This is a genomic window from Flavicella sp. (genome assembly GCF_029238425.1).
Classification (GTDB): domain Bacteria; phylum Bacteroidota; class Bacteroidia; order Flavobacteriales; family Flavobacteriaceae; genus Flavicella.
Map to the genome: position 1 here is coordinate 1 of NZ_JAQWGB010000087.1, position 22,833 is coordinate 22,833.

26 protein-coding genes are annotated in these 22,833 nt (G+C 33.6%); 20 read left to right on the plus strand and 6 right to left on the minus strand.

The annotated features are described in order from the left end of the window. The coding region (locus P8H68_RS06460; RefSeq protein ID WP_300322623.1) for a TIGR02757 family protein at positions 1–508 on the plus strand (508 nt) is incomplete at its 5' end. Positions 509–512: 4 nt separating this feature from the next. Here the strand turns inward: P8H68_RS06460 and P8H68_RS06465 are convergent. Together P8H68_RS06465 and P8H68_RS06470 are read right to left on the minus strand one after the other, a co-directional pair. After that, on the minus strand, positions 513–2,084 hold the full coding sequence (locus tag P8H68_RS06465; RefSeq protein ID WP_300322625.1) for an aspartyl/asparaginyl beta-hydroxylase domain-containing protein: 1,572 nt from the start codon (positions 2,082–2,084) through the stop codon (positions 513–515). A gap of 81 nt (positions 2,085–2,165) precedes the next feature. Next, positions 2,166–3,140, minus strand: coding sequence for an oxidoreductase family protein (locus P8H68_RS06470; protein WP_300322627.1), 975 nt, complete (start codon positions 3,138–3,140; stop codon positions 2,166–2,168). Between the two features lie 103 nt (positions 3,141–3,243). On the opposite strand from P8H68_RS06470, the gene P8H68_RS06475 reads away from it, so the two are divergent. The 11 genes from P8H68_RS06475 (at position 3,244) to coaD (ending at position 13,005) form a co-directional block, all read left to right on the plus strand. Then, on the plus strand, positions 3,244–4,137 hold the full coding sequence (locus tag P8H68_RS06475; RefSeq protein ID WP_300322629.1) for an RluA family pseudouridine synthase: 894 nt from the start codon (positions 3,244–3,246) through the stop codon (positions 4,135–4,137). A gap of 4 nt (positions 4,138–4,141) precedes the next feature. Next, positions 4,142–4,657, plus strand: coding sequence for a hypothetical protein (locus P8H68_RS06480; protein WP_300322631.1), 516 nt, complete (start codon positions 4,142–4,144; stop codon positions 4,655–4,657). Positions 4,658–4,718: 61 nt separating this feature from the next. After that, on the plus strand, positions 4,719–5,489 hold the full coding sequence (locus tag P8H68_RS06485) for an outer membrane lipoprotein-sorting protein (RefSeq protein WP_300322633.1): 771 nt from the start codon (positions 4,719–4,721) through the stop codon (positions 5,487–5,489). Between the two features lies 1 nt (position 5,490). Beyond that, positions 5,491–6,714: an FtsX-like permease family protein gene (locus P8H68_RS06490; protein WP_300322635.1), complete on the plus strand. Its 1,224-nt coding sequence runs from the start codon at positions 5,491–5,493 to the stop codon at positions 6,712–6,714. A 3-nt stretch (positions 6,715–6,717) separates the two neighbouring features. Then, positions 6,718–7,935, plus strand: coding sequence for an FtsX-like permease family protein (locus P8H68_RS06495; RefSeq protein ID WP_300322637.1), 1,218 nt, complete (start codon positions 6,718–6,720; stop codon positions 7,933–7,935). 10 nt (positions 7,936–7,945) lie between these two features. Then, positions 7,946–8,632, plus strand: coding sequence for an ABC transporter ATP-binding protein (locus P8H68_RS06500; protein WP_300322639.1), 687 nt, complete (start codon positions 7,946–7,948; stop codon positions 8,630–8,632). After that, positions 8,619–9,785 carry a hypothetical protein gene (locus P8H68_RS06505; RefSeq protein ID WP_300322641.1) on the plus strand — a complete coding sequence of 389 codons (1,167 nt, stop codon included), beginning with the start codon at positions 8,619–8,621 and terminating at the stop codon, positions 9,783–9,785. Before P8H68_RS06500 ends, P8H68_RS06505 begins: the two co-directional genes overlap by 14 nt. A 1-nt stretch (position 9,786) precedes the next feature. Further along, positions 9,787–11,274 carry a YfcC family protein gene (locus P8H68_RS06510; protein ID WP_300322672.1) on the plus strand — a complete coding sequence of 496 codons (1,488 nt, stop codon included), beginning with the start codon at positions 9,787–9,789 and terminating at the stop codon, positions 11,272–11,274. 70 nt (positions 11,275–11,344) lie between these two features. Further along, positions 11,345–11,938: an alkylphosphonate utilization protein gene (locus tag P8H68_RS06515; RefSeq protein WP_300322643.1), complete on the plus strand. Its 594-nt coding sequence runs from the start codon at positions 11,345–11,347 to the stop codon at positions 11,936–11,938. Between the two features lie 109 nt (positions 11,939–12,047). Then, positions 12,048–12,491, plus strand: coding sequence for a DUF4268 domain-containing protein (locus tag P8H68_RS06520; protein WP_300322645.1), 444 nt, complete (start codon positions 12,048–12,050; stop codon positions 12,489–12,491). A 58-nt stretch (positions 12,492–12,549) separates the two neighbouring features. Next, the gene (gene coaD, locus P8H68_RS06525; protein WP_300322647.1) at positions 12,550–13,005 is read left to right on the plus strand and encodes a pantetheine-phosphate adenylyltransferase; all 456 of its coding nucleotides are present in this window, start codon (positions 12,550–12,552) and stop codon (positions 13,003–13,005) included. On the opposite strand, the gene P8H68_RS06530 is transcribed toward coaD, so the two are convergent. The 3 genes from P8H68_RS06530 to P8H68_RS06540 all read right to left on the minus strand — a co-directional run bounded on the left by P8H68_RS06530 (position 13,002) and on the right by P8H68_RS06540 (position 15,992). Next, a complete protein-coding gene (locus P8H68_RS06530) occupies positions 13,002–13,610 on the minus strand; it encodes a VTT domain-containing protein (protein WP_300322649.1) in 609 nt (202 codons plus the stop codon). The two genes, coaD and P8H68_RS06530, sit on opposite strands and share 4 nt — an antisense overlap. A gap of 12 nt (positions 13,611–13,622) precedes the next feature. Continuing rightward, positions 13,623–15,278, minus strand: a complete 1,656-nt coding sequence (locus tag P8H68_RS06535; protein ID WP_300322651.1) for a SulP family inorganic anion transporter — start codon at positions 15,276–15,278, stop codon at positions 13,623–13,625. A gap of 132 nt (positions 15,279–15,410) precedes the next feature. Then, a complete protein-coding gene (locus P8H68_RS06540; RefSeq protein ID WP_300322653.1) occupies positions 15,411–15,992 on the minus strand; it encodes an NUDIX domain-containing protein in 582 nt (193 codons plus the stop codon). Positions 15,993–15,999: 7 nt separating this feature from the next. Here P8H68_RS06540 and pyrE point away from each other — a divergent pair, with 7 nt between their 5' ends. Both pyrE and P8H68_RS06550 read left to right on the plus strand, forming a co-directional pair. After that, positions 16,000–16,641 carry an orotate phosphoribosyltransferase gene (gene pyrE / locus P8H68_RS06545; RefSeq protein ID WP_300322655.1) on the plus strand — a complete coding sequence of 214 codons (642 nt, stop codon included), beginning with the start codon at positions 16,000–16,002 and terminating at the stop codon, positions 16,639–16,641. Positions 16,642–16,662: 21 nt separating this feature from the next. Then, a complete protein-coding gene (locus P8H68_RS06550) occupies positions 16,663–17,052 on the plus strand; it encodes an SRPBCC family protein (protein ID WP_300322657.1) in 390 nt (129 codons plus the stop codon). A 13-nt stretch (positions 17,053–17,065) separates the two neighbouring features. Here the strand turns inward: P8H68_RS06550 and P8H68_RS06555 are convergent, their stop codons facing one another. Continuing rightward, positions 17,066–17,800, minus strand: a complete 735-nt coding sequence (locus P8H68_RS06555) for a biotin--[acetyl-CoA-carboxylase] ligase (protein WP_300322659.1) — start codon at positions 17,798–17,800, stop codon at positions 17,066–17,068. Positions 17,801–17,885: 85 nt separating this feature from the next. Between P8H68_RS06555 and rsfS the strand changes: the two genes are divergently transcribed. From rsfS to P8H68_RS06585, 6 genes are read left to right on the plus strand one after another with little or no spacing between them, the layout of a single operon-like run. Then, a complete protein-coding gene (gene rsfS / locus P8H68_RS06560; protein WP_300322661.1) occupies positions 17,886–18,257 on the plus strand; it encodes a ribosome silencing factor in 372 nt (123 codons plus the stop codon). 26 nt (positions 18,258–18,283) lie between these two features. Continuing rightward, positions 18,284–20,290 (plus strand): ATP-dependent zinc metalloprotease FtsH, encoded by a 2,007-nt coding sequence (ftsH, locus tag P8H68_RS06565; protein WP_300322663.1) that lies wholly within the window; start codon positions 18,284–18,286, stop codon positions 20,288–20,290. Positions 20,291–20,332: 42 nt separating this feature from the next. Further along, complete coding sequence (locus P8H68_RS06570; RefSeq protein WP_300322665.1) at positions 20,333–20,926, plus strand: hypothetical protein; 594 nt, start codon at positions 20,333–20,335, stop codon at positions 20,924–20,926. A 3-nt stretch (positions 20,927–20,929) separates the two neighbouring features. Beyond that, entirely contained in the window at positions 20,930–21,742 is an 813-nt protein-coding gene (locus P8H68_RS06575) for a phosphatidate cytidylyltransferase (RefSeq protein WP_300322667.1), read from the plus strand. After that, the gene (locus tag P8H68_RS06580; protein ID WP_300322669.1) at positions 21,732–22,382 is read left to right on the plus strand and encodes a phosphatidylserine decarboxylase family protein; all 651 of its coding nucleotides are present in this window, start codon (positions 21,732–21,734) and stop codon (positions 22,380–22,382) included. The genes P8H68_RS06575 and P8H68_RS06580 overlap by 11 nt, the downstream gene beginning before the upstream one ends. Before the next feature lie 12 nt (positions 22,383–22,394). After that, positions 22,395–22,658, plus strand: coding sequence for an acyl-CoA-binding protein (locus tag P8H68_RS06585; RefSeq protein WP_300322671.1), 264 nt, complete (start codon positions 22,395–22,397; stop codon positions 22,656–22,658). Positions 22,659–22,833 lie beyond the last annotated feature (175 nt).

Sequence of the window (22,833 nt, forward strand, 5' to 3'; positions counted from 1 at the left end):
AAAATTTGAGCATTTTGTTCACCGAACTTACAATTTAGAAGATTTTAAGTTTTTTATTCGTTCCTTAAAAAATATCTATACAAATCACAATGGATTGGAAGGAGTTTTCACCAAAAACCAATCTAAAGAATCTTTGCAACCCGCAATTCACGAATTCAAAAAAGTTTTTTTTGAAATCTCCCATCTACCAAGAACCACCAAACATGTATCAGACCCAATGAAGGGTTCTGCAGCAAAACGAATCAATATGTATTTACGCTGGATGGTAAGACAAGACAACCATGGAGTTGATTTCGGTTTATGGAAAAATATAAAACCAGCACTACTCTCTTGTCCCTTAGATGTACACTCCGGGAATGTAGCTCGTAAATTAGGAATCTTAACTAGAAAACAAAACGATGGAAAAGCATTGACTGAATTAGACAATGCTCTTCGAGAATTAGACCCAACTGACCCAGTGAAATATGATTTTGCTTTGTTTGGCTTAGGTGTTTTTGAAAAATTTTAATTATTTAAAGTTGGCTTTTATCAATCAATTCTCTTATCCATTTATTTGGAATCATATCGATTGTCAAATTCACTCTTTCAGAAGATCCTTTGTTTACAACTTTATGAGGGTCTGAGAGTCTTAAATACCAACATTCTCCTGGAATCATATTTACTACTGTTCCATTCAAGTAAAATTCTTCATCTTTATTATAAATAGGAATCGTTAATCTAATCATTGATTTTTTCTCCTCCAATGCTAAAGTAGGGTCTTTATGCTCTTTAATTGTTGAATCAGGAGCTAAGCGTAAAATTCTAACCAGGTTTACTGTCGTGTGTTTTTTAAAAAAATCAATCACTTCATTCAAATAAGAAGATTTTTTTAAAGCATCCGTATCCAACCATTCAGTCCAGGTTCCATCTGCATAGTCCTCGACAACAGGAGGCATAGAAACAGAATCATCTACTTCAAAAGCAGGTGCTCTTAAAGTTATAACTTTGTAATATTCAAAACTATTTAACTTAAGTGATTCAAAATCATAAGCCAATTTAGCGGCATCAAAACTAAAAGGTAATCTCACTCTATCTTCACTTAAATATGTTTTTGTTTTAGGTACTTTATGTAAATCATTCACTGAATTTATACTATCAGAATAGTCTAGTCTTAATTCAACAGTCGGTTTTATAAAATATGTGAAAATTGCTTTTTTTACATTTAAAGGTTGTGGTAATAATACTTTATAAGGAATTGTTAAAGATGATTCTTTCATCCCTAAAACAATATTTTTATAGACCACGACCTTAGTTTCGATCAAAATTTCTTTGAAATCTGGTTTTAACAAAATTTCCGTTGATGGAAAGCAATCTTTTTCATAAGTATTTGCTATAGCCAATCGAGTGTTAAATATTTCTTTCGACAACACTGGTAGATCACTATTTTTCACGTCGAAAATAGTTGCATGTAAAGTTACGTTTTCAGGAATTACAATTGTCTCTTCACTAAATTGGCGAGTCAGATTAATTAATATCGGCACATAACTCTCCCTATAAAGCATTGCATCTAAGGTTTCACTAAATAATATATCATAAACTTCTAAATTAGAAAATTGGTATGTAATCGCATCTTCTACTAAGTATTGCTTTACATATAATGACAAACCTAAATTCTCAATAAGTGTTTTAGCAGATTTAATAGATTCTTGATTTATATCCAATAACGTAAATTGAACTTCTTTTGGTTCAAACAGAGGAGCTACAAGTGTAATAAATGGAGCATAAGGACCGCAACCAGCATAAAATATTTCAACTACTTTTTTTTCTCTTTTTTGTTGAACATCCTTAATTGCCTTCACGATTCCTTTCAATAATTTTTCTGTTCTTTTATAATCTAACAAACATTGAGCAGCATGTGTTAAACCTAAAGCCATACCGTTAGCAGTAGGAATTGCTGCCATAAGTCTAACCTCTTCCTCAGCCCCAGTAATCGGGGTATGTAATTTAAAAGTCTCGTGAATTTGATGAATCTTTTCTTGAATAGCTAAATAACCAATTCCCTCCTCAGTAAGAGATATTGATATTTTTTTTATTTTTTCTTTCAAAACTTTTTTTTCAAAGCAAAATATTCAATTTTGTATTTACCACCAATAAAAAATTACAATAAGTTCAAATTATAAAATGTATTACTTAATTACATTATCCAATACTTCTCTACAAATTCGTTCGCTATAGCTATTTATTTTCCAATGACCCGGACTCCACCCCTTTAAAAACCTATGAAAATCTGCCCAGGCAACAGGATACAAAGCACGCCAATCTTTTTCTAAATCTTTAAACTCAACTTGAGAATTGTTTCTTTTTAGCGCTTTTTCTAATTCTTTAAAATAGATATTTAAAATTTCTTCTTCCTTGCTTTCACACTCCTCTTCATAGAAACAACTTCCTACAAAATAGGCCAAATCTTTCATCCCTACTCCTCCTCCAGCATATTGAAAATCTACAGCAGCGACTTCTCCTTTTTCAGAGAAACAAAAATTTGCCAATTTAGCATCACCATGCACTAAAGTCTGATACTTACTATTTTTCAATAACGCATCTATAGCTTTTGCATTCGTTTTTAAATCAACGTCTTCTAAAACCTCTAGTTCATCCGGCCGCGTTTCTAAGTGCCAATAGGTACCTATTCCCCACAAACCAGTTGGTTTTTGATGTAAATAAGTAGCATGAAAATTTGCCAACCATTTGATACAGTTTAGCAATTCTATTTCTGAAACTTGAGTCAAGCGGATTGGATACCCCAAAGCATCCAAGTCTTCTAATAGTATGCACAACTCCTCCTCGTTTTTTATCAAGCCATAACATTTAGGGATACGGCATGCTGCTGTTGCCATCTCACCATAATTTTGATACCAAGCAGATTCTACTTGATAGGATTTGAGTTTTCTTTGATGAGAAATATTGGTATTCCATCCTCTAGGATGATTCTCTTTTAAAGGAGGTTTGATGTGCTTTATAATGACTGTCCCGACTTTACCTCCAATGACACGATAGCGCACTATACTGCCATATCCACTCCAAAGAGTTTGTATTTGCTCCATGACTTCTAATTCTTGAGCCTCTAACTGTTCTAAAATATAATTAGAAAATTCTTTTTGCATGTTTTTTTACGCTTTCCACAAATATAAAAATCAAAACTCAAAAGTGCATTTTGAAACAGGATAAAAGTAAATATTGCTAGCATTTTCACTAACTTTGAATTCTATGCAAAACCCAGAAAAAACTTTGAAAATCATTGAAACTTTCAAAGTTCCATTGTTAGAAAAAAAAACAAGACTCCAAGATTTGGCTCCTGGAATGTTCCAACACATTCCAACAAAAAGTGCTGTTAAAAAAGCTTTGAAAAACAAGCTTGTCAAAATAAATGGCATCTCTGTAAATTCTGGAACTTTTCTTTTGGGTGGTGAAATCATAGAGTTATACCAATCGAATACAGAAAAAAACAAACCGAAAATTGATATTCAACTCGAAGTTGTTTTTGAAGATGATTATTTGGCCTTGGTAAACAAGCCTGCTGGTATCACGGTGAGTGGAAATAAAAAATGGACTTTAGAAAATGCTTTGTCCTCGCATTTAAAAAAAAGCAGTCAACCAGACGCCTTATTAAATCCAGAGCCAATCCACCGGTTGGATCATCCCACAAGCGGAATTTTATTGATTGGAAAAACAGCCAGTTCGGTCATCCAACTCAATAAATTATTTGAAAACAAAAACATTCAAAAAACATATTTTGCAGTCGCTATAGGAAAAATGGCACTGGAAGGACAAATCGATACTCCTATTGATGACAAAGCCTCAAGCACAAAATATAAAGTTTTGGCTACTGAAACTTCAGAAAAATTTGACTTTTTGAACTTGGTAGTATTGTATCCTAAAACAGGTAGAAAGCATCAGATCAGAAAACATCTTGCCTCCATAGGGAATCCCATTCTTGGTGATTCCATCTACTGTGAAGAAAATAAATTGTTAAAAGGAAATGGTTTGTATTTACATGCAGCATCCTTAGAATTTTTTCATCCCTTCATACAGGAGAATGTGCTTTTTAAAGCAACGATCACTAAAAAATTTCAGCGTCTATTTCCATCGTTTCGATTTTAAGATTATGTACACAGAAGAAAAACTAAAAGAATTATTTGAAACAAGAAAAAGTAAAGAAGGTTTGATGCGTTTTATCAAATCAAATACAGAAGCCTTTTCTCCATTACTACAACTTTCATTAAAAAATACGCCTGAGGCTTGGAGAGCTTCTTGGTTAATAGGTCATGCCATGACTACAAATGACACCAGAGTTCAGGGTGCTATTGACAGTTTGATTGAAGCACTGCCTTCATTAAAAGAGGGGCATCAGAGACAAACCATTATTATTTTGTTGAAAATGCAACTTGATGATGAGCAGGAAGGAAAACTTTTTGATATCTGTTTAAATATTTGGGAGAACATAAAATTAATTCCCTCTACAAGAATCACGGCAATGAAATTTATTTTGAGTATAGTAGACAAATTTACAGAGCTTAAGGACGAAATCAAACTGTGGACACAAGAGCAATATACAGAGAGTCTTTCCCCTGGAATCAAACACAGCTTAAACAAACAAATACACAAAATTTTAGAGAGCTAATTAATTGCTTCCTTTTTTTTAAATGATTACTTTTAGATTTATTAATTCTTTCTTTCAAACTATGAAGAACCGGTTATTTACTTTACTAATTGCCATTTGTTTCATTGCTTTTTCTTTTACTCCTGCAACAGGTCAAACAGCCAGTGACATAGAAAAAATCATCTACAAAGCGGAAAATAAATTAAGAGGTAAAAGTTCCATTTCACAAATGAAAATCACAACCATTAGAGCAAGATACACGCGTGAAATGAGAATGAAATCTTGGACTCAGGGAGAAGATCTAAGCTTGATGTATATTATGGAACCCGTGCGAGATAAAGGAACTACTTATTTGAAACGAAATAAAGAAATCTGGTATTACCTCCCTTCCATAGAACGCAATATCAAAATGCCTCCATCTATGATGAATCAGAGTTGGATGGGTACCGATTTGAGCAATGATGATTTGGTTAAAAAAACGTCGCTCTCTAAAGATTTTGATCATACACTTATCGGAATGGAAACAATTTCCGAAAAAGAGTGTTACCATATCAAATTAATCCCTCATGAAAATGCCGACGTAATCTGGGGAAAAATTGAACTTTGGATTGAAAAAGAAAATTTCAATGTCATGAAACAAGAATCTTTTGATGAAGACATGGAATTGGTCAATACCATGCTCGCTTCAGATATAAAAAATATGGGAGGAGAAATCATTCCAAGCAAAATGGAATTTTTTCCGGCTGATAAGCCAAATCAAAAAACATTAATGGAATACGAATCCATAGAATTTGATGTTACAATTCCTGCTCATTATTTTACAACACAATACATGACCAAAATAAAAGCATAATATGAGATTTACATTTATAATGCTCGCTTGGCGAAATATTTGGCGGAATCGGAAAAGAGCCTTTTTAACGATCTCTTCTATTGCTGCCTCATTATTTTTTGTCCTCTTTTTGCGTCAAATGCAGTTTTGGACTTATGATTTTAATATAAAAAATACGGTTTCTGGAAGTGTTGGCTATTTGCAAATAACGGATAGTAGTTATGTTGATGAAAAAATTATTGACAACACCCTTACTTCTGATCAAATTGATCTAAACAAAATAAAAGAGATTGAAGGTGTCAGCGGTGTTTATACCAAATTCCAATCTGGAGCTTTGGTCTCAACTGGCCTCAAATCTAGATTTGCAGCGGTGAATGGAATCAATCCACTCACAGACAACAAACTCTTAAAACTCGATAGAAAACTAAAAAAAGGAACCTTACTTTCACCTGATGATAAAGCCATCTTAATCACAGAAAGAATGGCAGATTATTATAAAGTGAGTGTGGGTGACACTTTAGTTCTAATGGGCCAAGGTTATCATGGATATACGGCCGCTGCATTGTATCCAATCAAAGGGTTGTTAAGTTTTTCTGTGGGTGATTTTTCGAATATGGTTTTTATGCCCATCAAGGAAGCTCAATACATGCATGTCGCAGAGAATAGATTTACGCATGTGCTTATCGATTTAGAAAACAGCAATGACCTGCCGGAGGTTGAAAAACAAATTCAAAAAGAACTGAAAGATCCTTTGTTAAAACTCAGAACATGGATGGAAGTGCTGCCTGGTTTGAAACAAGGACTTGAGTTAGATGCCAATTCCGGACTCATCATATCCGCAATACTTTATATGATTGTAGGTTTCGGAATTTTTGGAACCATTGTAATGCTTTATAATGAACGGAAATTTGAATTCGGTGTACTTTCTGCAATCGGAACCGGTAGAAGCAGTTTGATTTTTATCACCATGACAGAATTATTTTTACTTTCTAGTATTGGTGTTTTATTCGGAAATTTAGTTGCCATGCCTTTCTTGTATTATTTAAACAACAATCCAATTGAGTTAGGAGGAGAAGCCGCAAAAGCAATAATAGATCAAGGTTTTGAGCCTTACTTGGGTACAGGAATGTTCTTGGATGTATTTTTGGCGAATTCATTGGCAGTACTAGTGATTGCAGCAATTGCCTCTACTTATATTATTTTTAAGTTGATAAAAATCAACCCAATTGAATCCATGAAACAATAACCTATGAATACTATAATAAAAATAGCTTGGAGAAATTGTTGGAGAAACCCTTTACGAACTTCAATCGTTATCCTTTCCATTGCCTTGGGGATTTGGAGCTCCATTTTCTTAATGGGTTTTTCTACTGGCTTGGTAAATCAACGCGTTGATAAAATGATTCACTTAGAAATTGGAGACATTCAAATTCATTCTACTACTTTTGATGTAGATGGTGATATCACAAATACAATAGAAAATATTGAAGCTCTCGCCAAAAGTCTAAAAAGCAATGAGGACATTCATTCCTATTCCGCTCGTTTTAAAACAGAAGCCTATGCAGTAAGTCCACATGGTCAAATGGGAGTTAAATTATTAGGGGTTGATGCAATTGCAGAACAGCAGGTCTTGAATTTAGAAACAAGGTTGCTAGAAGGTACTTTTTTAGAATCGGATAACACCTACCCTATTTTGGTAGGAAAAAAATTAGCCGAAGAATTGCATTTAAGAATGAATTCAAAAATTCAACTGAATTTTACGGATCCTAACACGATGCAAGTTTCAAAAAACTTTAAAGTTTGTGGGATTTTTAGTGCAGGAAATGAAGCCTTTGATGGAACCACCGTTTTTGTACCAAAAGAAACCATACAGAGAATTATTGGGTCTGTACCTATTCATGAAATCATTATAAAAACAAAAAACGAAACTCAGGCAGATCTGCTTGCAGCAAATATCCAACAAAAACATCCTGAGAATTTAATTGAAAGTTGGAAAACACGCTACCCAGAAATTGCATATGGAGTAGAAATGATGGATTCTACGATGTATATACTGATGTCTATCATTATTGCTGCATTGTTATTCGGAATTATCAATACACTTACCATGTCTATCCTAGAAAGGAAAAAAGAACTTGGAATTTTGATGGCGGTTGGAATGAAAAAATGGAACATACGGTTGATGATTGTTTTTGAATCTCTAGTGTATGGTATTGTAGGTGGTCCGATTGGAATTTTATTAGGCTATTTAACAATGCAATATTTCGGCAATAAAGGGTTCGATTTATCGGGATTTGGAGAAGGTTTAGAGTCTTTTGGTTACGATCCAATGGTCTATTTTGAAATTGCTCCTCAGTACTATATCATCTATACGCTTTACATCCTTTTTGCAACCTTTATTGGTGGTTTTTACCCTAGTAGAATTGCTACCAAACTGAATCCAATAGAAGCCATCAGATCAATTTAACACAAGACACATGAAAAAAGTAATTGAAACAATCAAGGTTCATAAAATATTCGGAGAGGGAGAAATTGCTGTCCATGCCTTAAACGATGTATCTATTCAGATTAATGAAGGCGAATTTACGGCATTGGTAGGTCCTTCAGGTTCGGGGAAAACGACTTTATTGAATATGATTGGTGGTTTAGATACACCTAATTCTGGTAATATCATATTAAATGATCAAGACATAGCAGAGTTGAACAAATCTGAAATGACAAACTTCCGACAAAAAAATATTGGTTTTGTATTTCAAGCTTATAACTTAATTCCCGTTCTATCGGCTTATGAAAATGCTGAGTTTATCATGTTGTTGCAAGACATTCCTACAGAAGAGCGGAAAGAGCGCGTATACAAACTCTTGAAAGAAGTAGGTTTAGAGGGAAAAGAAGACAACAAGCCAGGTGAATTATCGGGTGGGCAACAACAAAGAGTTGCTGTTGTAAGAGCTTTGGCCGCAAAACCTGCCTATATTTTAGCGGATGAACCCACGGCAAATTTAGATAGTACTTCTACAAAAGACTTGTTAGACTTAATGGCTCGATTGAACCAAGAAGAAAATATGACTTTTGTTTTCTCTACACACGATCAAAGGGTAATTGATAGAGCAAAAAGAGTGATTTATTTAGATGATGGAAAAATTGTAAATGATGAACAACGTTAAACACCTTTACTTTGTTGTTTTATTTTTAAGCACCACAATTTGTCTTGCGCAAGAGTCAAGTAAATTTAAGGACAACCTTTCTTTTAGAGGGTACTTAAAATATATGCAAACGCTTGGTTTTGCTTCAGAATCTGAATTGGCAGTTGACAATCTCATACACAATCGCTTGAATTTTGGATATGATTTAGGAAAAGGACATAGGATTGTTACAGAATTGAGAAATCGTATTTTTTATGGTGCCTCCGTATCTTCCATTCCAAATTATGGAAAATTAATCAATGAATATGACGGTGTATTGCCTTTTGAATTTCTAATTGTTGGAAACAGCAATGTGGTGATGAGCACTATTATCGACAGAGCCTATTACCAATACTCAAGTGAAAAAACGCAATTAAGACTTGGAAGACAACGTATCAATTGGGGGATTAATACCACATGGAATCCTAATGATGTTTTCAATAGCTACAATATTTATGATTTTGATTATGAAGAACGTGAAGGAGCCGATGCCATACGTTTTTCCTATTTTCCTACGTATATGTCAAGCATAGATGTTGCTTATAAATTTACTGGTGATTGGAAAACAGATATCTTTTCTGCCATGTATAAATTCAACACCATGAATTATGACTTTCAATTTTTAGCGGGAAAATTTCAAGAAAAAATTTCTGTCGGTACAGGATGGGCAGGTAGCATCAAAAGTATTGGGTTCAAAGGGGAATTAACGGTTTTTAAACCTTATGAAAATAATGGAGAAGCCACCAACACTTCTTTTTCTACCAGCTTTGATTATTCTTTAAAAAACGGAACTTATTTGATGACCAGTTATTTGTTCAACTCTTCAGGAACCAATTTAGTATCAGACTCAGTAAATGATGTTTTTGAAGTCCCAAATGCAGAATATTTAATGCCCGCAAAACACAATGCGATGGGAACTGTTTCTTATATGTTTAGTCCGATTTTCACAGGCTCTTTAATGACAGTCTATAGTTTTGGAGTGAATAGTTTATCGCTTGCTCCTACCACTACCTTTAGTATTATGAACAACTTAGATCTAGATGTCATAGGTCAGTTTTTTTGGCAAGAATTTTCAACCAGTTCTTTTAAAAATATTGGAAACGGTATTTACTGGAGATTCAAATGGAGTTTTTAATATGAAAAAATTTAGCATTCCCTCTGCTCCCACTTTTTTACTAATCATTTGCGCTTTTGTAGTGATTCTAACCTGGTTGATTCCTGCAGGAGCCTACGACACTATTTCTTATGATTCTGAGGATATTACTTTTGTCATTCATTCACAGGACACAGATAAAAAAATTCAAGCAACTCAACACACACTTGATTCCTTACAAATTGTAATCCCTCTTGAGAAATTTACATCAGGATCTATTTGGAAACCAATCACCATTCCCAATACCTATCAACAATTAGAATCTAAACCACAAAATGCAATTGACTTTTTAAAAGCTCCTATCAAAGGTGTAATTGCTGCTGCTGATATTATATTTTTGGTCCTCATTTTGGGTGGATTGATCGGCATTATGAATTACACAGGGGCATTTGATGCTGGTATATCATGGTTAGGTGGTGTTTTGAAAGGAAAAGAATATTTATTAATTATCTTAACCACAACTGCCATTGCGATTGGAGGAACTACATTTGGACTCGCAGAGGAAACCATTGCCTTTTACCCTATTTTAATTCCCATTTTTTTAGCGGCAAAATATGATGCCATGGTTGCCTTGGCATCTGTTTATATAGGTTCTTCAGTAGGAACGATGTTTTCTACTACCAATCCATTCAGTACTATTATCGCATCCGATGCTGCCGGAATCAACTGGACAGATGGTATTGAATTACGAGTCTTATTCCTACTATTGGCAACAATTATTTGTATCGTTTATATCATTCGTTATGGTAAAAAAGTTCAAAAATCACCCGAAAACTCCTTGATATTTGATCAAAAAAAGGAAATTGAAGCTCAATTTATGAAACTAAAGCCTTTAAAACTCAACCTCCGTTTGCGATTGATTCTTATTGTTTTTACAAGTTGTTTTGTTGTGATGATTTATGGAGTATCCAATTTAGAATGGTGGTTTGTTGAAATGACTACTGTCTTTTTTGCTGGAGCAGTTTTGATTGGAATTTCGGGAAAAATCAACGAAAAAATATTTGTTTCAACTTTTATAAAGGGAGCAAGTGAATTGTTAGGTGTTGCTTTCATTATCGGTATTGCAAGAGGGATTTCTATTGTCATGGATGATGGTATGATTAGCAACACCATTCTTTATCACGCCAGTGAATTAACCTCCGATATGCATCAAGGTGTATTTGCAAACCTATTGGTGTTTATTTACGGAGGCTTGTCGTTTTTTATTCCATCTTCGTCGGGTATGGCAGTTTTAACTATGCCTATTATGGCTCCGTTAGCAGATACTGTTGGTTTCGGAAGAGAAATCATAGTTAATTGTTATCTATATGGAATGGGGCTTTTTGCGTTTATCAACCCAACCGGTCTTATTTTAGCTTCTTTGGCAATTGTAAATGTGGGCTATGACAAATGGTTGAAATTTGTAATTCCATTGGTATTGTATTTATTAGTATTTGTAATCATAATCACCAGTATTTCTGTACAATTTTAAATCAGGAATTATTCTGAAGTCTAAAAGAATAATGTAAGTTTGCACCTTATCAAACAAACAGTTTAAACATATGAGCATACTAGCTGAATTAGAAACAAGAAGTGGATCCACTTGTGAATTATGTGGAGCTACACACGAATTAGCTCCTTATCAGATAAAACCAATGAATACAGGAGGTATAGATGAACATATTTTAGCTTGTGCTACTTGCACGGAACAAATAGAAAATCCTGATAGCACTGATCCAAATCATTGGCGTTGTTTGAATGATAGTATGTGGAGTGAGTTTGACAGCGTAAAAGTGATTGCTTGGCGCATGCTAAATCGCCTAAAAAATGAAGGATGGCCACAGGATTTATTGGACATGATGTATCTTGAGGAAGCTGTTTTAAAATATGCTGCAGCTACCGGAGAAGGTTTGAGTGAAGATGAAAAAATAATTCATAAAGATTGTAATGGAGCTTTACTGAGCAATGGAGATACGATTACGTTAACCCAAGATTTAGATGTGAAAGGTGGTGGAAATTTCACTGCAAAACGTGGAACTGCGGTTAGAAATATTTCTCTAACTCATGACAATGCAGGACATATAGAAGGTAGAATCAATGGTGTACATATCGTAATTCTTACCAAATTTGTAAAAAAATCATTTCCTAAGGAATAAGTTGTCTCTAGGTTTCTATATCTTCAATCAATTGATATCTTTCAACAACTTAAAACTATATTATAAACAAAACTTAGCCTAAGTTTAATTTACAAAGCAAACAAAAAGAATGTTTAGCAAGGAAGAAGCAGCAGCATTAAGAAAACATTTCTGGACAAGTTACGGTAAATCATTTCCAAGAAAATGGCTCCTATACAACACCAAAATCAAAGGTTTTAGTTTTAAGTTCTATGCTGATAATAAAACCGCTATGGTATTATTGGATATAGAGCCAAATAGCGAAACAAAAAGAGAGTTGCTATACGAGCAAGTTGCGGCCTTAAAAACGGTTACTGAAAATGATTACATCCCTGATATTATTTTCGATCAAGAATATGTGTTAGAAGAAACAGGCAAAACAATCTCGAGGATCTATGTGAAACTAGACGAAAAGTTCAGTATTTATAATAAAAACACTTGGGGAAATGCTTTTCAATTTTTCAATAAAAACATGTCAGCCTTTGAACTTTGGTTTTATGAATTTGAAGACTTTATAAAGCAAGCCGACATATAACAAGCGATTTACACTCTAAACAATAAAATAGTATCTTTGATATACTTATAACCATCTTATGAAAAAAGCAGTTTTTCCAGGGTCTTTTGATCCGATCACTTTAGGTCACTTTGATATTATCAATAGAGCCCTTCCTCTATTTGATGAAATTGTTGTTGCTATTGGAATCAACGCTGATAAAAAATATATGTTTTCTCTTGAAGAAAGGATGAATTTTATCAAAAAAACATTTAAAGGAGAACCAAAAATCACAGTGACAACATACAAAGGTTTGACAGTGGATTATTGTAAAACTATTGATGCTGATTTTATTTTAAGAGGGTTGCGTAATCCCGCAGATTTTGAGTTTGAAAAGGCGATTGCCATTGCGAATAGAAAATTATCTGGTATTGAAACCGTCTTTTTACTTACAAGTGCTGAGACTTCTTATATAAGCTCTAGTATTGTACGAGATATTATGAGAAATAATGGTGATGCAAGTATCTTGGTACCAAACAGTGTCTTAGAAAGCTAAACTAAGGTAAACAAGAAAATTGCATACAAGCCAAACCTTAGAAAACGGAACAAACCAAGATAGACTGCCCATTTAAAAGGATACCCTGTCAATCCACATATCATAAGAACTATAGAAAAAGGAATAGGTAGTAACGCAGAAATTACCACAAAAAAACCACCCCATTTTTTTAGATTTTTAAAAAGTTCTCCATATTTTTTTAAGGCCCAATCATGAATCCTCGGAACATGAATTAGCTTAGCTCCTATCACATAGGAAATCAATCCTCCTACATACGATAAACAAGCTAATGCGAACGTTAACAGCCATGGGTTTACACCTATATCTCCTCCTAATTCCTTAGTCCAAACAATAAAAAAATCAGGTGGCAATAATCCTAAAAAGGATTCAGAAAGAGTAAATATAACAAACACCATCCAGGCATCAACTGTATCTACAATTACCGAAAATATTTCCTTCAAGGAGATCACAAACTTCTCAAGTAAAAATACGGTAGCAAAAAACAACGCAACAACAAGACCTAATTTTATAAGATTCTTCCCTAGAAACTGAAAAAGTCCAGATCTATTCAAGTATTGATAATATAAATTGAGGTATCGTTGCATTATATTATATGTTTATTTAGAATACAAACCTTTTGTGAATCTTTCTGGGTTCGCTGCAAGATGGTAACGAGGATCATCAATATCCTGGATTATCAATTTCTCAAATTTATCATCACCTTTGGTTAGTAAAACCTTACATTCTTCACTTAAATGTTTTAGGCGAATTGTTTTTCCTGCTTCTTCATATTTCCCAACAATGTTTGAAATTGCTTCAATAGCCGAATGATCACTAACACGCGACTCCACAAAGTCTATCTCAACATTTTCGGGATCATTTTTTATATCAAATTTCTCTAAAAACCCAGAAACTGAACCAAAAAATAATGGCCCCCAAATTTCGTATATTTTAGTTCCATCCTCTTTTACTCTTTTTCTAGCTCTAATTTTTGTTGCGTTTTCCCATGCAAAAACCAAAGCAGAGATAATTACCCCTACAAATACAGCAATTGCTAAATCAAAAACAACCGTAACCGCTGATACAATGATCAACACCACTGCATCTGCCAAAGGAATTTTTCTAATAATTCTAAAACTAGACCATGCAAAAGTTTCAATAACCATCATAAACATAACCCCAACCAATGCTGCGATTGGAACTTGCTCAATATATTTATCTGTAAACAAAATAAAAGTCAATAAAGTCAATGCCATCATTATACCAGACAAACGCCCTCTACCTCCAGCGTTGATATTGATCACAGTTTGTCCAATCATACCACAACCACCTGTTCCTCCAAACAAACCACTTACAATATTCCCAGCACCTTGCGCAACACATTCTCTGTTACCGTTACCACGTGTTTCTGTCAAATCATCCACTAAATTCATAGTCATTAACGACTCAATTAACCCTACTGAAGCTGCTAAAAATGCATACGGCAAGATAAATTTCAAGGTATCTAAGTTGATCGGGAGGTTTTTCCAAAGATCTGTGTTTGGTGTAGGAAACTCACCTTTCAGTCCTTCTCCACCACCTTCAATAATATAAGAACCTACAGTACTCACGTCCAGGCCACCAAAAACAACCACTGCTGTAGTCACTAATATTGCAGTCAAGGCAGCTGGAATTTTTGTGGTAATTTTTGGCAACAACCATATAATTCCCATCGTTAATGCCACCAAACCTAACATTGTGTATAATTCAATTCCTTCCATTGGAATGTTCAAATATTGCTTTACACCATCTGCAGCAACTGACATTTCTTTATGTGAAAACATTCTTACTTGAGCCATAAAAATAACGATAGCCAATCCATTAACAAACCCCATCATTACTGGATGTGGAATCAATCGAACAAACCTACCTAACTTCAAAACACCGGCTCCTATCTGAATGACTCCCATCAGCACAACTGCTGCTAGTAGATAAAAATACCCCATATTCTCAACAGGCGCATCAAACAACATCCCTTTAGAATGCCCTTCTGCAATCATATTCACAAAAATAACCGCCACTGCACCAGCAGCACCCGAAATAAGTCCTGGTCTACCTCCAAAAACTGCAGTTATCAATCCAATCATAAAAGCACCTGAAAGTGCTACTAAAGGATCTATTTGAGCAACAAATGCAAAAGCTACTACTTCAGGAATCATTGCCAAAGAAACGGTAATCCCCGCTAAAATATCATCTTTAGGATTTTGAGCAATTTTTCTAATAAATTCAGTCATTTCTCGTGTTTTTTTTAAACTGCAAAAGTACGGCTATTATTTGCACTGACAATATGAAACCTAAAAAAACAAAAGTCCATATAATAAGCAGGCTAAATATCAAGAAAATGAAATGATTAGATTATCAAATTATTAAAATAACAATCTAATATTAGGATAGGTATTTTGCAAAGCCTCATGGGTTTGTTTTTCATTTTTAAAAGCCACTTGAGTAATACCCTCTTCTAATTGAGGAACCAATAAACCCTGATACTCTGTATTCATTAAATACCAATAGGTAACTTTTAATCTCAATTCATTTTTATAAAAAAAAGAATGGTAAGTAGTTTCTAATTGCTTTATGATGGACAAACCTGTTATTCCACATTCCTCCTCAACTTCTCTCATTGCTGCAGTTTCTCTATCCTCTCCAATCTCAATATGACCTTTGGGTAAATCCCAAGTATCAAATCTGTAAATAAACAAAGTTTCGTTATCAGAATTCATCACTTTTCCACCTGCTGCTTCTATAACATCAAAGTTTTCTTGAAATAATTTCCAATCCTTTTCAATATTCTTTGACTTTAATAAAACTCCTAAAACAGCATCAGATTTTATAAGTCCTTGTACTTCTGTGAATTTAATTTCATCAAAACTAAAGACTTTACAATTTTTTAATTCCGGTGAAGAATCGGTAATGATAATTGGCTTATCATTCATAAAAACTTTATACATTTGCAACATGATTTTGAACAAAGATACAGCAAATGCTACAGCAAAATTGCTTTTACAGATTAAAGCAATTAAATTAGAACCTAAAGAACCTTTTACATGGGCCTCAGGATGGAAATCTCCCATCTACTGTGATAACAGAATCACTTTATCATACCCGCCTATTAGAAATTTCTTGAAAGAAAACATGGCGAAAGCTATTGTGGATAAATACGGAAAACCAGACGTAATTGCAGGTGTAGCTACTGGTGCAATTGCTATCGGTGTTCTTGTTGCTCAAGAGTTAGGAGTTCCTTTTGTATATGTACGTCCGGAAGCAAAAAAACATGGTCGTCAGAATCAAATAGAAGGATTCTTAGAAACGGGAAGCAATGTAGTAGTCGTGGAAGATTTGATCAGTACTGGAATGAGTAGTTTACTAGCTGTTGATGCTTTGAATGCTGCTAATGTAAACGTAAAAGGTATGATTGCCATTTTTACTTATGGTTTTGATGTTGCTTTAGAAAACTTCAAAAAAGCCAATGTTGATTTAACAACCTTGAGTGATTATGACAATATGTTGAATCAAGCGCATAAGGACAGTTATATCTCTAAAAAAGAATTAGACACCTTGTCTGAATGGAGAGAATCTCCAAGTACTTGGAACCAATAATCTAAAACCAAAACGCATCCTATGAAATTAGAAAGTCGAAAAATTACTGTATCAAAATCATCAGAAAATCTTTATACTACCTTAGAGCAATTAGAATCTTACGAAGGTTTAATGCCAGAAAGTATTGAGAAATTTGAAATAGACAACGACTCATTTATTTTCGGATTAAAAGGAATGCCAGAAATCAGATTGGTTTTAAAAGAAAAAACACCTTTCAATAAAATTGTTTTGGGTGCTGCGAGTAGCAAGATGCCTTTTACTTTAGAAGTTTCTATCACCGAAACAGGAACAGACGTATCTGAAGTTCAAATGTTCTTCAATGGTGAGTTCAATCCAATGATTAGCATGATGGTTAAAAAACCATTGACAAAATTCATGGAAACTTTAATTGACAATATTGAAAAATTATAATTTATTTTTGGGCTTAACGAAGAAATTCAACTTCTTTAAGTCCAAAATTTTCAACTGACTCATCTTCCAATTCTATCTGCAAATCACCTTTAGAATTCACTCCCACAATTTTCCCCATAAACACTCCTTTTGCAGCGTTTTTAAACATACTCGGAGTATGCATCTTATATAATTTTGAAAGATACTCCTGTTTGAGTACTGTGAAATTTACCGGAGTGCATCGTTCAATTTGAGTTTTAAGACTTAAAAGTAGAGAGTTTAATAGTTCAGATTTATCAATATCATATTCCAAAATATTTTTCAGAGAAGTAGCTTTATTCAATTCTTTTGAAAATTCTATCTGGTTTACATTCAATCCAACACCTATGACCGTGTTTTGAATAACTTGATTGCTGATAGAATTTTCAATCAATATGCCAGATAATTTTTTATTATCTGCCAAAATGTCGTTCGGCCACTTTATCTTTAAATTAGGCAATTTATAAGCACTGAAACTATTGTAAATAGCTATCGAAACAGCATAATTTAGATATACCGCATCTTGCAATGAAAGGGATACATCCTTAACAAAAACGCTAAACAACAGGTTTTTACCCGGTTCTGATATCCACTTTGCTCCCATCTGTCCTCTACCCCCAGATTGACACTCTGAGCTAACTACAGTATAATTTTCAACTACCTGATTTGTCACTAATTCTTTCAAAAAAGTATTGGTAGATTCAATGGCATCAAGTTTGATTATATGCATTTGTAAAATATAAAGGAAACAAGGTTTATTTCGTATTTTGTTACAGAAAAAAACGATAACTTTGTCACAAATTAAATAAAATTTAATGTCTAAAAAAAATATAAGTACCGACGAATTAATTTCTATCGTTATTAAAGGAATTGAAGAGGTAAAAGGAGAAGATATCCAACTATTAGACCTAAGAGATATAGACAACACTGTATGTGATTATTTTGTAGTTTGTTCAGGAAACTCAAATACTCAAGTAAAAGCTATTTCTAGTTCAGTACAAAAAATTGTAGGAAAAGAAGGTCAAGAAAAAGCATGGCATGTTGAAGGAGAATCTGTTGCTGAATGGATTTTAATGGACTATGTAAACGTAGTTGTTCATGTTTTTCAAAAATCAATTAGAGAATTTTATGATATTGAAGGTTTGTGGGGTGATGCTAAAATCACAACAATCTCAACATCTAAATAATTCCAATCTTAAAGAATTAACGCGCTATGGCTACAAATAACAAAAAAGACAAAAAAAATATAATCAAGGATTCAAACTTCAAACCTAAGTTTAATTTTTACTGGGTGTATGGAGCTTTATTTGTTTTATTTGTTGTGTTTCAATTTTTCAACAGCGAAAACTTAACACAAAAAGAAATTTCTCAGAACAAATTTGAGAGCATCCTAGAAAGCAATGACATTTCTAAAATCGTCATTCTCAATAGAAGTATTGCTCAACTTTACATCAAAGAAGAGGCACTTTCAAAAGATGAATACTCTAAAATTTCTAAATCTAGCCTTTTCAATGAAAAGGCACCTATGTTTGAATACAACTTTGGTGATTTGCAAAATTTTGAAAAAAAATTAGCGGAGGTTAAAACAGAAAACAATTTAGATTTCGACAAGCAAAATGACGAACAAACAGATTTGTTTGATTCTTTATTATCTTATTTACCATTTATCTTTTTAATTGGATTGTGGATCTTTTTTATGAGAAGAATGTCTGGTGGCGGTGCTGGTGGTGGCGCAGGTGGACAAATTTTTAATATTGGAAAATCTAAGGCCAAATTATTTGATGAAAACCAAAAAGTAAAAGTAACTTTTAAAGATGTTGCTGGTTTACAAGGAGCAAAAGAAGAAGTACAAGAAATTGTAGACTTTTTAAAAACTCCTGAGAAATATACTTCATTGGGAGGAAAAATTCCAAAAGGAGCCTTATTGGTTGGTTCTCCAGGAACCGGTAAAACCTTATTAGCAAAAGCAGTTGCAGGAGAAGCTGGAGTACCATTTTTCTCTTTATCAGGATCTGATTTTGTTGAAATGTTTGTTGGTGTTGGTGCTTCTAGAGTTAGAGATTTATTTAAGCAAGCACAGCAAAAATCACCTTCAATTATTTTTATTGATGAGATTGATGCCATTGGACGTGCTCGTGGTAAAAACAATATGACAGGTGGTAACGATGAACGAGAAAACACTCTGAATCAATTACTAACCGAAATGGATGGTTTTGGTACCGATACAAATGTAATTGTATTGGCTGCGACGAACCGAGCAGATGTTCTTGACAAAGCATTAATGCGTGCAGGACGTTTTGACAGACAAATTTTTGTTGATTTACCTGATTTAAATGAAAGAAAAGCCATTTTCGAGGTACATATGAAACCTTTGAAATTAGGAAAAGATGTAAATGCTGATTTCTTATCACAACAAACTCCTGGTTTCTCCGGAGCGGATATTGCGAACCTATGTAACGAAGCTGCTTTAATTGCTGCTCGTAAAGGTAATAATGAAATTCATAATCAAGATTTTCTTGATGCTGTAGACAGAATAGTTGGTGGTTTAGAAAAGAAAAATAAAATCATTTCTGTTAAAGAAAAGAAAACGATTGCTTACCATGAAGCTGGACATGCAACGGCTAGTTGGATGTTAGAGCATGCAGCGCCTTTAGTAAAAGTGACTATTGTACCTAGAGGTCAATCTTTAGGAGCGGCTTGGTACTTGCCAGAAGAAAGAATGATTGTACAAACGGAGCAAATGTTAGATGAAATGTGTGCTACATTAGCGGGTAGAGCTGCTGAGAAGGTTATGTTTGATAAAATTTCTACTGGAGCATTGAATGATTTAGAAAAAGTTACACGTCAAGCCAAAGCAATTGTTAGTGTTTACGGATTGAACGAAAAAATAGGTAATATAACTTATTACGATTCGTCAGGACAAAGTGAATACAGCTTCTCTAAACCTTATAGTGAAGAGACTGCGAAAACAATTGATGAAGAAATTTCTGCAATCATAGAAACACAATACCAAAGAGCCATTACAATCTTAACGGAAAACAAAGACAAATTGGTGACATTAGCAGAAAAACTTCTTGAGAAGGAGGTAATATTTAAAGATGATTTGGTAAGCATTTTTGGAGAAAGACCATTTGAAACTGAAGAATTAGTTTCTAAAAAAGAAGAAACTGTAGAAGTACCTACAGAAATTGTGGAAGAGGATAAAAAAGTAGTTGAATAATTTTACTACATTTTAAACGAACTAGAATACAAAGACCCGAGAATGAATTTTTTTAAAAAATTATTTTCTAACAAAATAGAGTCGCCTAAAGAAAAGAATATCCAAAAACAAGAGGTAAACCTTTCTTTAGACGACTTGTTTGTTCATAATTTCATCAATAAAGGCGGGAAATTTTTATACTGTACCAACAAGCAAGAAGTCCTTGACAATCTTGTTGGAATCCTAGATGAAAATAGTTGGAAGAGCATTACATGTTTAGATGAAACTAACTTAGCTGATTTTACGGATTCATTATCTATAGAGATTAGTTTTGATATAAATAACAACGCTCCTATTTTTACAACCTGTGAACATATTATTTCAGATTCTGGAAGTGTTTTGTTTTCTTCTAACCAACTCAAAGAAAAAAAAATACACGAACTGTCCAATAATTTTATTGTTTTTGCAAAAACAAGCCAATTGGTAAAAGACATGGGACAGAGTCTTACAGGAATTAAAAACAATTACAAGGAATCTATACCAACCAATATTAGTGCTATAAAGAATTTTGCTCCTGAAAAAGACGAAGATAATTTCCTTTCGAATCCAAATAGCAATTCAAAGAATTTATATTTACTTTTGTTCGAAGACCTATAACCTATGAACAACATGTTAATCAGAGCAATTTCGGGTGCTGTTTTTGTATCAGTCCTTGTAATCTCTATCTTATACAGTGCAAATTCCTTTCTAGGATTGTTCTTTTTATTGATGCTTATTAGTGTAAATGAGTTTTCAAAGATGTTAAAGGTAAAAGGAATTGAACCCTACTTTCTTAGTGTCAGCTTATTTTTGTCTGCTATTTTACCTATCTGGGATTATACAACTTTTTATACAGATGCGATAAGTTTGCTTATTGTAACATTTTTTTTCATAAAAGTTCTTTTCAAAAAAAACGCTAAACCACTAGAAGAACTGGGGAGTTTTATGCTTTGCATTGCATATGCTTGTGTAAGCTATCTTTTCATTGTAAAAATCCCTTTTACCACTCACCTATCAGAATATAATGGAATTTTAATTTTAGGGGTTTTCGTTCTCATTTGGTCAAGTGATACCTTCGCATATTTAACTGGGGTTACCATTGGAAAAACGAAGTTATTAGAACGTATTTCTCCCAAGAAAACCGTTGAAGGTTTTGCTGGTGGTGTCATCGCTACTATGCTTATCTCCTATCTTATTTCATTAAAGTTTACAGTGCTTCTAACGCATCAATGGATTATTCTAGGGGTCATCGTTAGTATATTTGGAGTCATTGGAGATCTTATAGCCTCAATGTTCAAACGTCAAACTGGCGTAAAAGACAGCGGAAAAATAATTCCTGGTCACGGAGGAGTTATAGATCGCTTGGATAGTATTATCTTTGCGGCACCATTTATCTATTTATATTTAAAATTTATTACTGAAAATGTTTCATAAAGAAGGAAATGCAAGTATTGCAATTGCTGCTATCGTAGTAGCTGGAGGTTATTTATTAACTGATTATTTTATCAGTATTGCTTGGTTGCAATACACAATTTACTTCGCATTACTATTTTTATTGGTAATCATATTACAATTTTTCAGAAATCCAAGCAGAGAAACTACTATTGGAGACAATCATGTAGTTGCGCCTGTTGATGGAAAAGTAGTGGTTATTGAAGAGGTCTTCGAACCTGAATATTTTAAAGATAAACGAATTCAAGTTTCCATTTTTATGTCTCCTATCAATGTTCATGTTACAAGGTATGGTTTGAGTGGAATCGTTAAATTTAGTAAATATCACCCAGGAAAATATTTGGTTGCTTGGCATCCAAAAGCTTCTGAAGAAAACGAACGCAGCACTGTAGTTGTTGAAAATCCTGTTTTCGGTGAGGTATTATATAGACAAATTGCTGGTGCTTTGGCGAGAAGAATTGTCAATTATGCTAAAAAGGACATGCAAGTAGTGCAAGGAACTGATGCTGGTTTCATAAAATTTGGCTCAAGAGTAGATTTATTCTTACCTTTAAATTCAAATATTAAAGTTGAATTAAACGAGGTAGTCAAAGGTGCGCAAAACATTATTGCTACTTTATAAAAAATAAGATTGATGAGTGTAGATAAAGAACTACATAAGGAATTTGAAAAGGCATATGCTAAAGCAAGTGCCATGAAAACTCCGTTACCCCAAGATACAATGTTATTGTTTTACGCATATTACAAACAAGCAACTGCGGGAGATAATTTTTCCTTTAACGCTAATTTTGATGTACGTAATGCTTTTAAATTTAATGCTTGGATGCAACTAAAAGGAATAAGTCCAGAGGAAGCCAAAAGAAAATACATTGATTTAGTAAATAAATACTCAAAATAATTATGAAAAAAATTCTCCTAGTCATTACTGTTTTAGCAATTTCATTTTCGTCAATTTCTTGTAAGGAAAAAGCTTCCAAAGATAAAAAGACTGAAAAACAAGAAAAAACATTTACCGTTGATGCGAATAAATCAGAGGTCAATTGGACTGCTTTTAAAACAACAGATAAAGTTCC

Coding starts and splice junctions, on each gene's coding strand:
- P8H68_RS06475 (WP_300322629.1), top strand. CDS start 3,244: ATGCAAAACCCAGAAAAAACTTTGAAAATCATTGAAACTTTCAAAGTT.
- P8H68_RS06500 (WP_300322639.1), top strand. CDS start 7,946: ATGAAAAAAGTAATTGAAACAATCAAGGTTCATAAAATATTCGGAGAG.
- P8H68_RS06540 (WP_300322653.1), bottom strand. CDS start 15,992: ATGTATAAAGTTTTTATGAATGATAAGCCAATTATCATTACCGATTCT.
- P8H68_RS06470 (WP_300322627.1), bottom strand. CDS start 3,140: ATGCAAAAAGAATTTTCTAATTATATTTTAGAACAGTTAGAGGCTCAA.
- P8H68_RS06580 (WP_300322669.1), top strand. CDS start 21,732: ATGTTTCATAAAGAAGGAAATGCAAGTATTGCAATTGCTGCTATCGTA.
- P8H68_RS06505 (WP_300322641.1), top strand. CDS start 8,619: ATGAACAACGTTAAACACCTTTACTTTGTTGTTTTATTTTTAAGCACC.
- P8H68_RS06515 (WP_300322643.1), top strand. CDS start 11,345: ATGAGCATACTAGCTGAATTAGAAACAAGAAGTGGATCCACTTGTGAA.
- P8H68_RS06535 (WP_300322651.1), bottom strand. CDS start 15,278: ATGACTGAATTTATTAGAAAAATTGCTCAAAATCCTAAAGATGATATT.
- P8H68_RS06520 (WP_300322645.1), top strand. CDS start 12,048: ATGTTTAGCAAGGAAGAAGCAGCAGCATTAAGAAAACATTTCTGGACA.
- P8H68_RS06530 (WP_300322649.1), bottom strand. CDS start 13,610: ATGCAACGATACCTCAATTTATATTATCAATACTTGAATAGATCTGGA.
- P8H68_RS06550 (WP_300322657.1), top strand. CDS start 16,663: ATGAAATTAGAAAGTCGAAAAATTACTGTATCAAAATCATCAGAAAAT.
- coaD (WP_300322647.1), top strand. CDS start 12,550: ATGAAAAAAGCAGTTTTTCCAGGGTCTTTTGATCCGATCACTTTAGGT.
- pyrE (WP_300322655.1), top strand. CDS start 16,000: ATGATTTTGAACAAAGATACAGCAAATGCTACAGCAAAATTGCTTTTA.
- ftsH (WP_300322663.1), top strand. CDS start 18,284: ATGGCTACAAATAACAAAAAAGACAAAAAAAATATAATCAAGGATTCA.
- rsfS (WP_300322661.1), top strand. CDS start 17,886: ATGTCTAAAAAAAATATAAGTACCGACGAATTAATTTCTATCGTTATT.
- P8H68_RS06570 (WP_300322665.1), top strand. CDS start 20,333: ATGAATTTTTTTAAAAAATTATTTTCTAACAAAATAGAGTCGCCTAAA.
- P8H68_RS06510 (WP_300322672.1), top strand. CDS start 9,787: ATGAAAAAATTTAGCATTCCCTCTGCTCCCACTTTTTTACTAATCATT.
- P8H68_RS06495 (WP_300322637.1), top strand. CDS start 6,718: ATGAATACTATAATAAAAATAGCTTGGAGAAATTGTTGGAGAAACCCT.
- P8H68_RS06485 (WP_300322633.1), top strand. CDS start 4,719: ATGAAGAACCGGTTATTTACTTTACTAATTGCCATTTGTTTCATTGCT.
- P8H68_RS06575 (WP_300322667.1), top strand. CDS start 20,930: ATGAACAACATGTTAATCAGAGCAATTTCGGGTGCTGTTTTTGTATCA.
- P8H68_RS06490 (WP_300322635.1), top strand. CDS start 5,491: ATGAGATTTACATTTATAATGCTCGCTTGGCGAAATATTTGGCGGAAT.
- P8H68_RS06555 (WP_300322659.1), bottom strand. CDS start 17,800: ATGCATATAATCAAACTTGATGCCATTGAATCTACCAATACTTTTTTG.
- P8H68_RS06585 (WP_300322671.1), top strand. CDS start 22,395: ATGAGTGTAGATAAAGAACTACATAAGGAATTTGAAAAGGCATATGCT.
- P8H68_RS06480 (WP_300322631.1), top strand. CDS start 4,142: ATGTACACAGAAGAAAAACTAAAAGAATTATTTGAAACAAGAAAAAGT.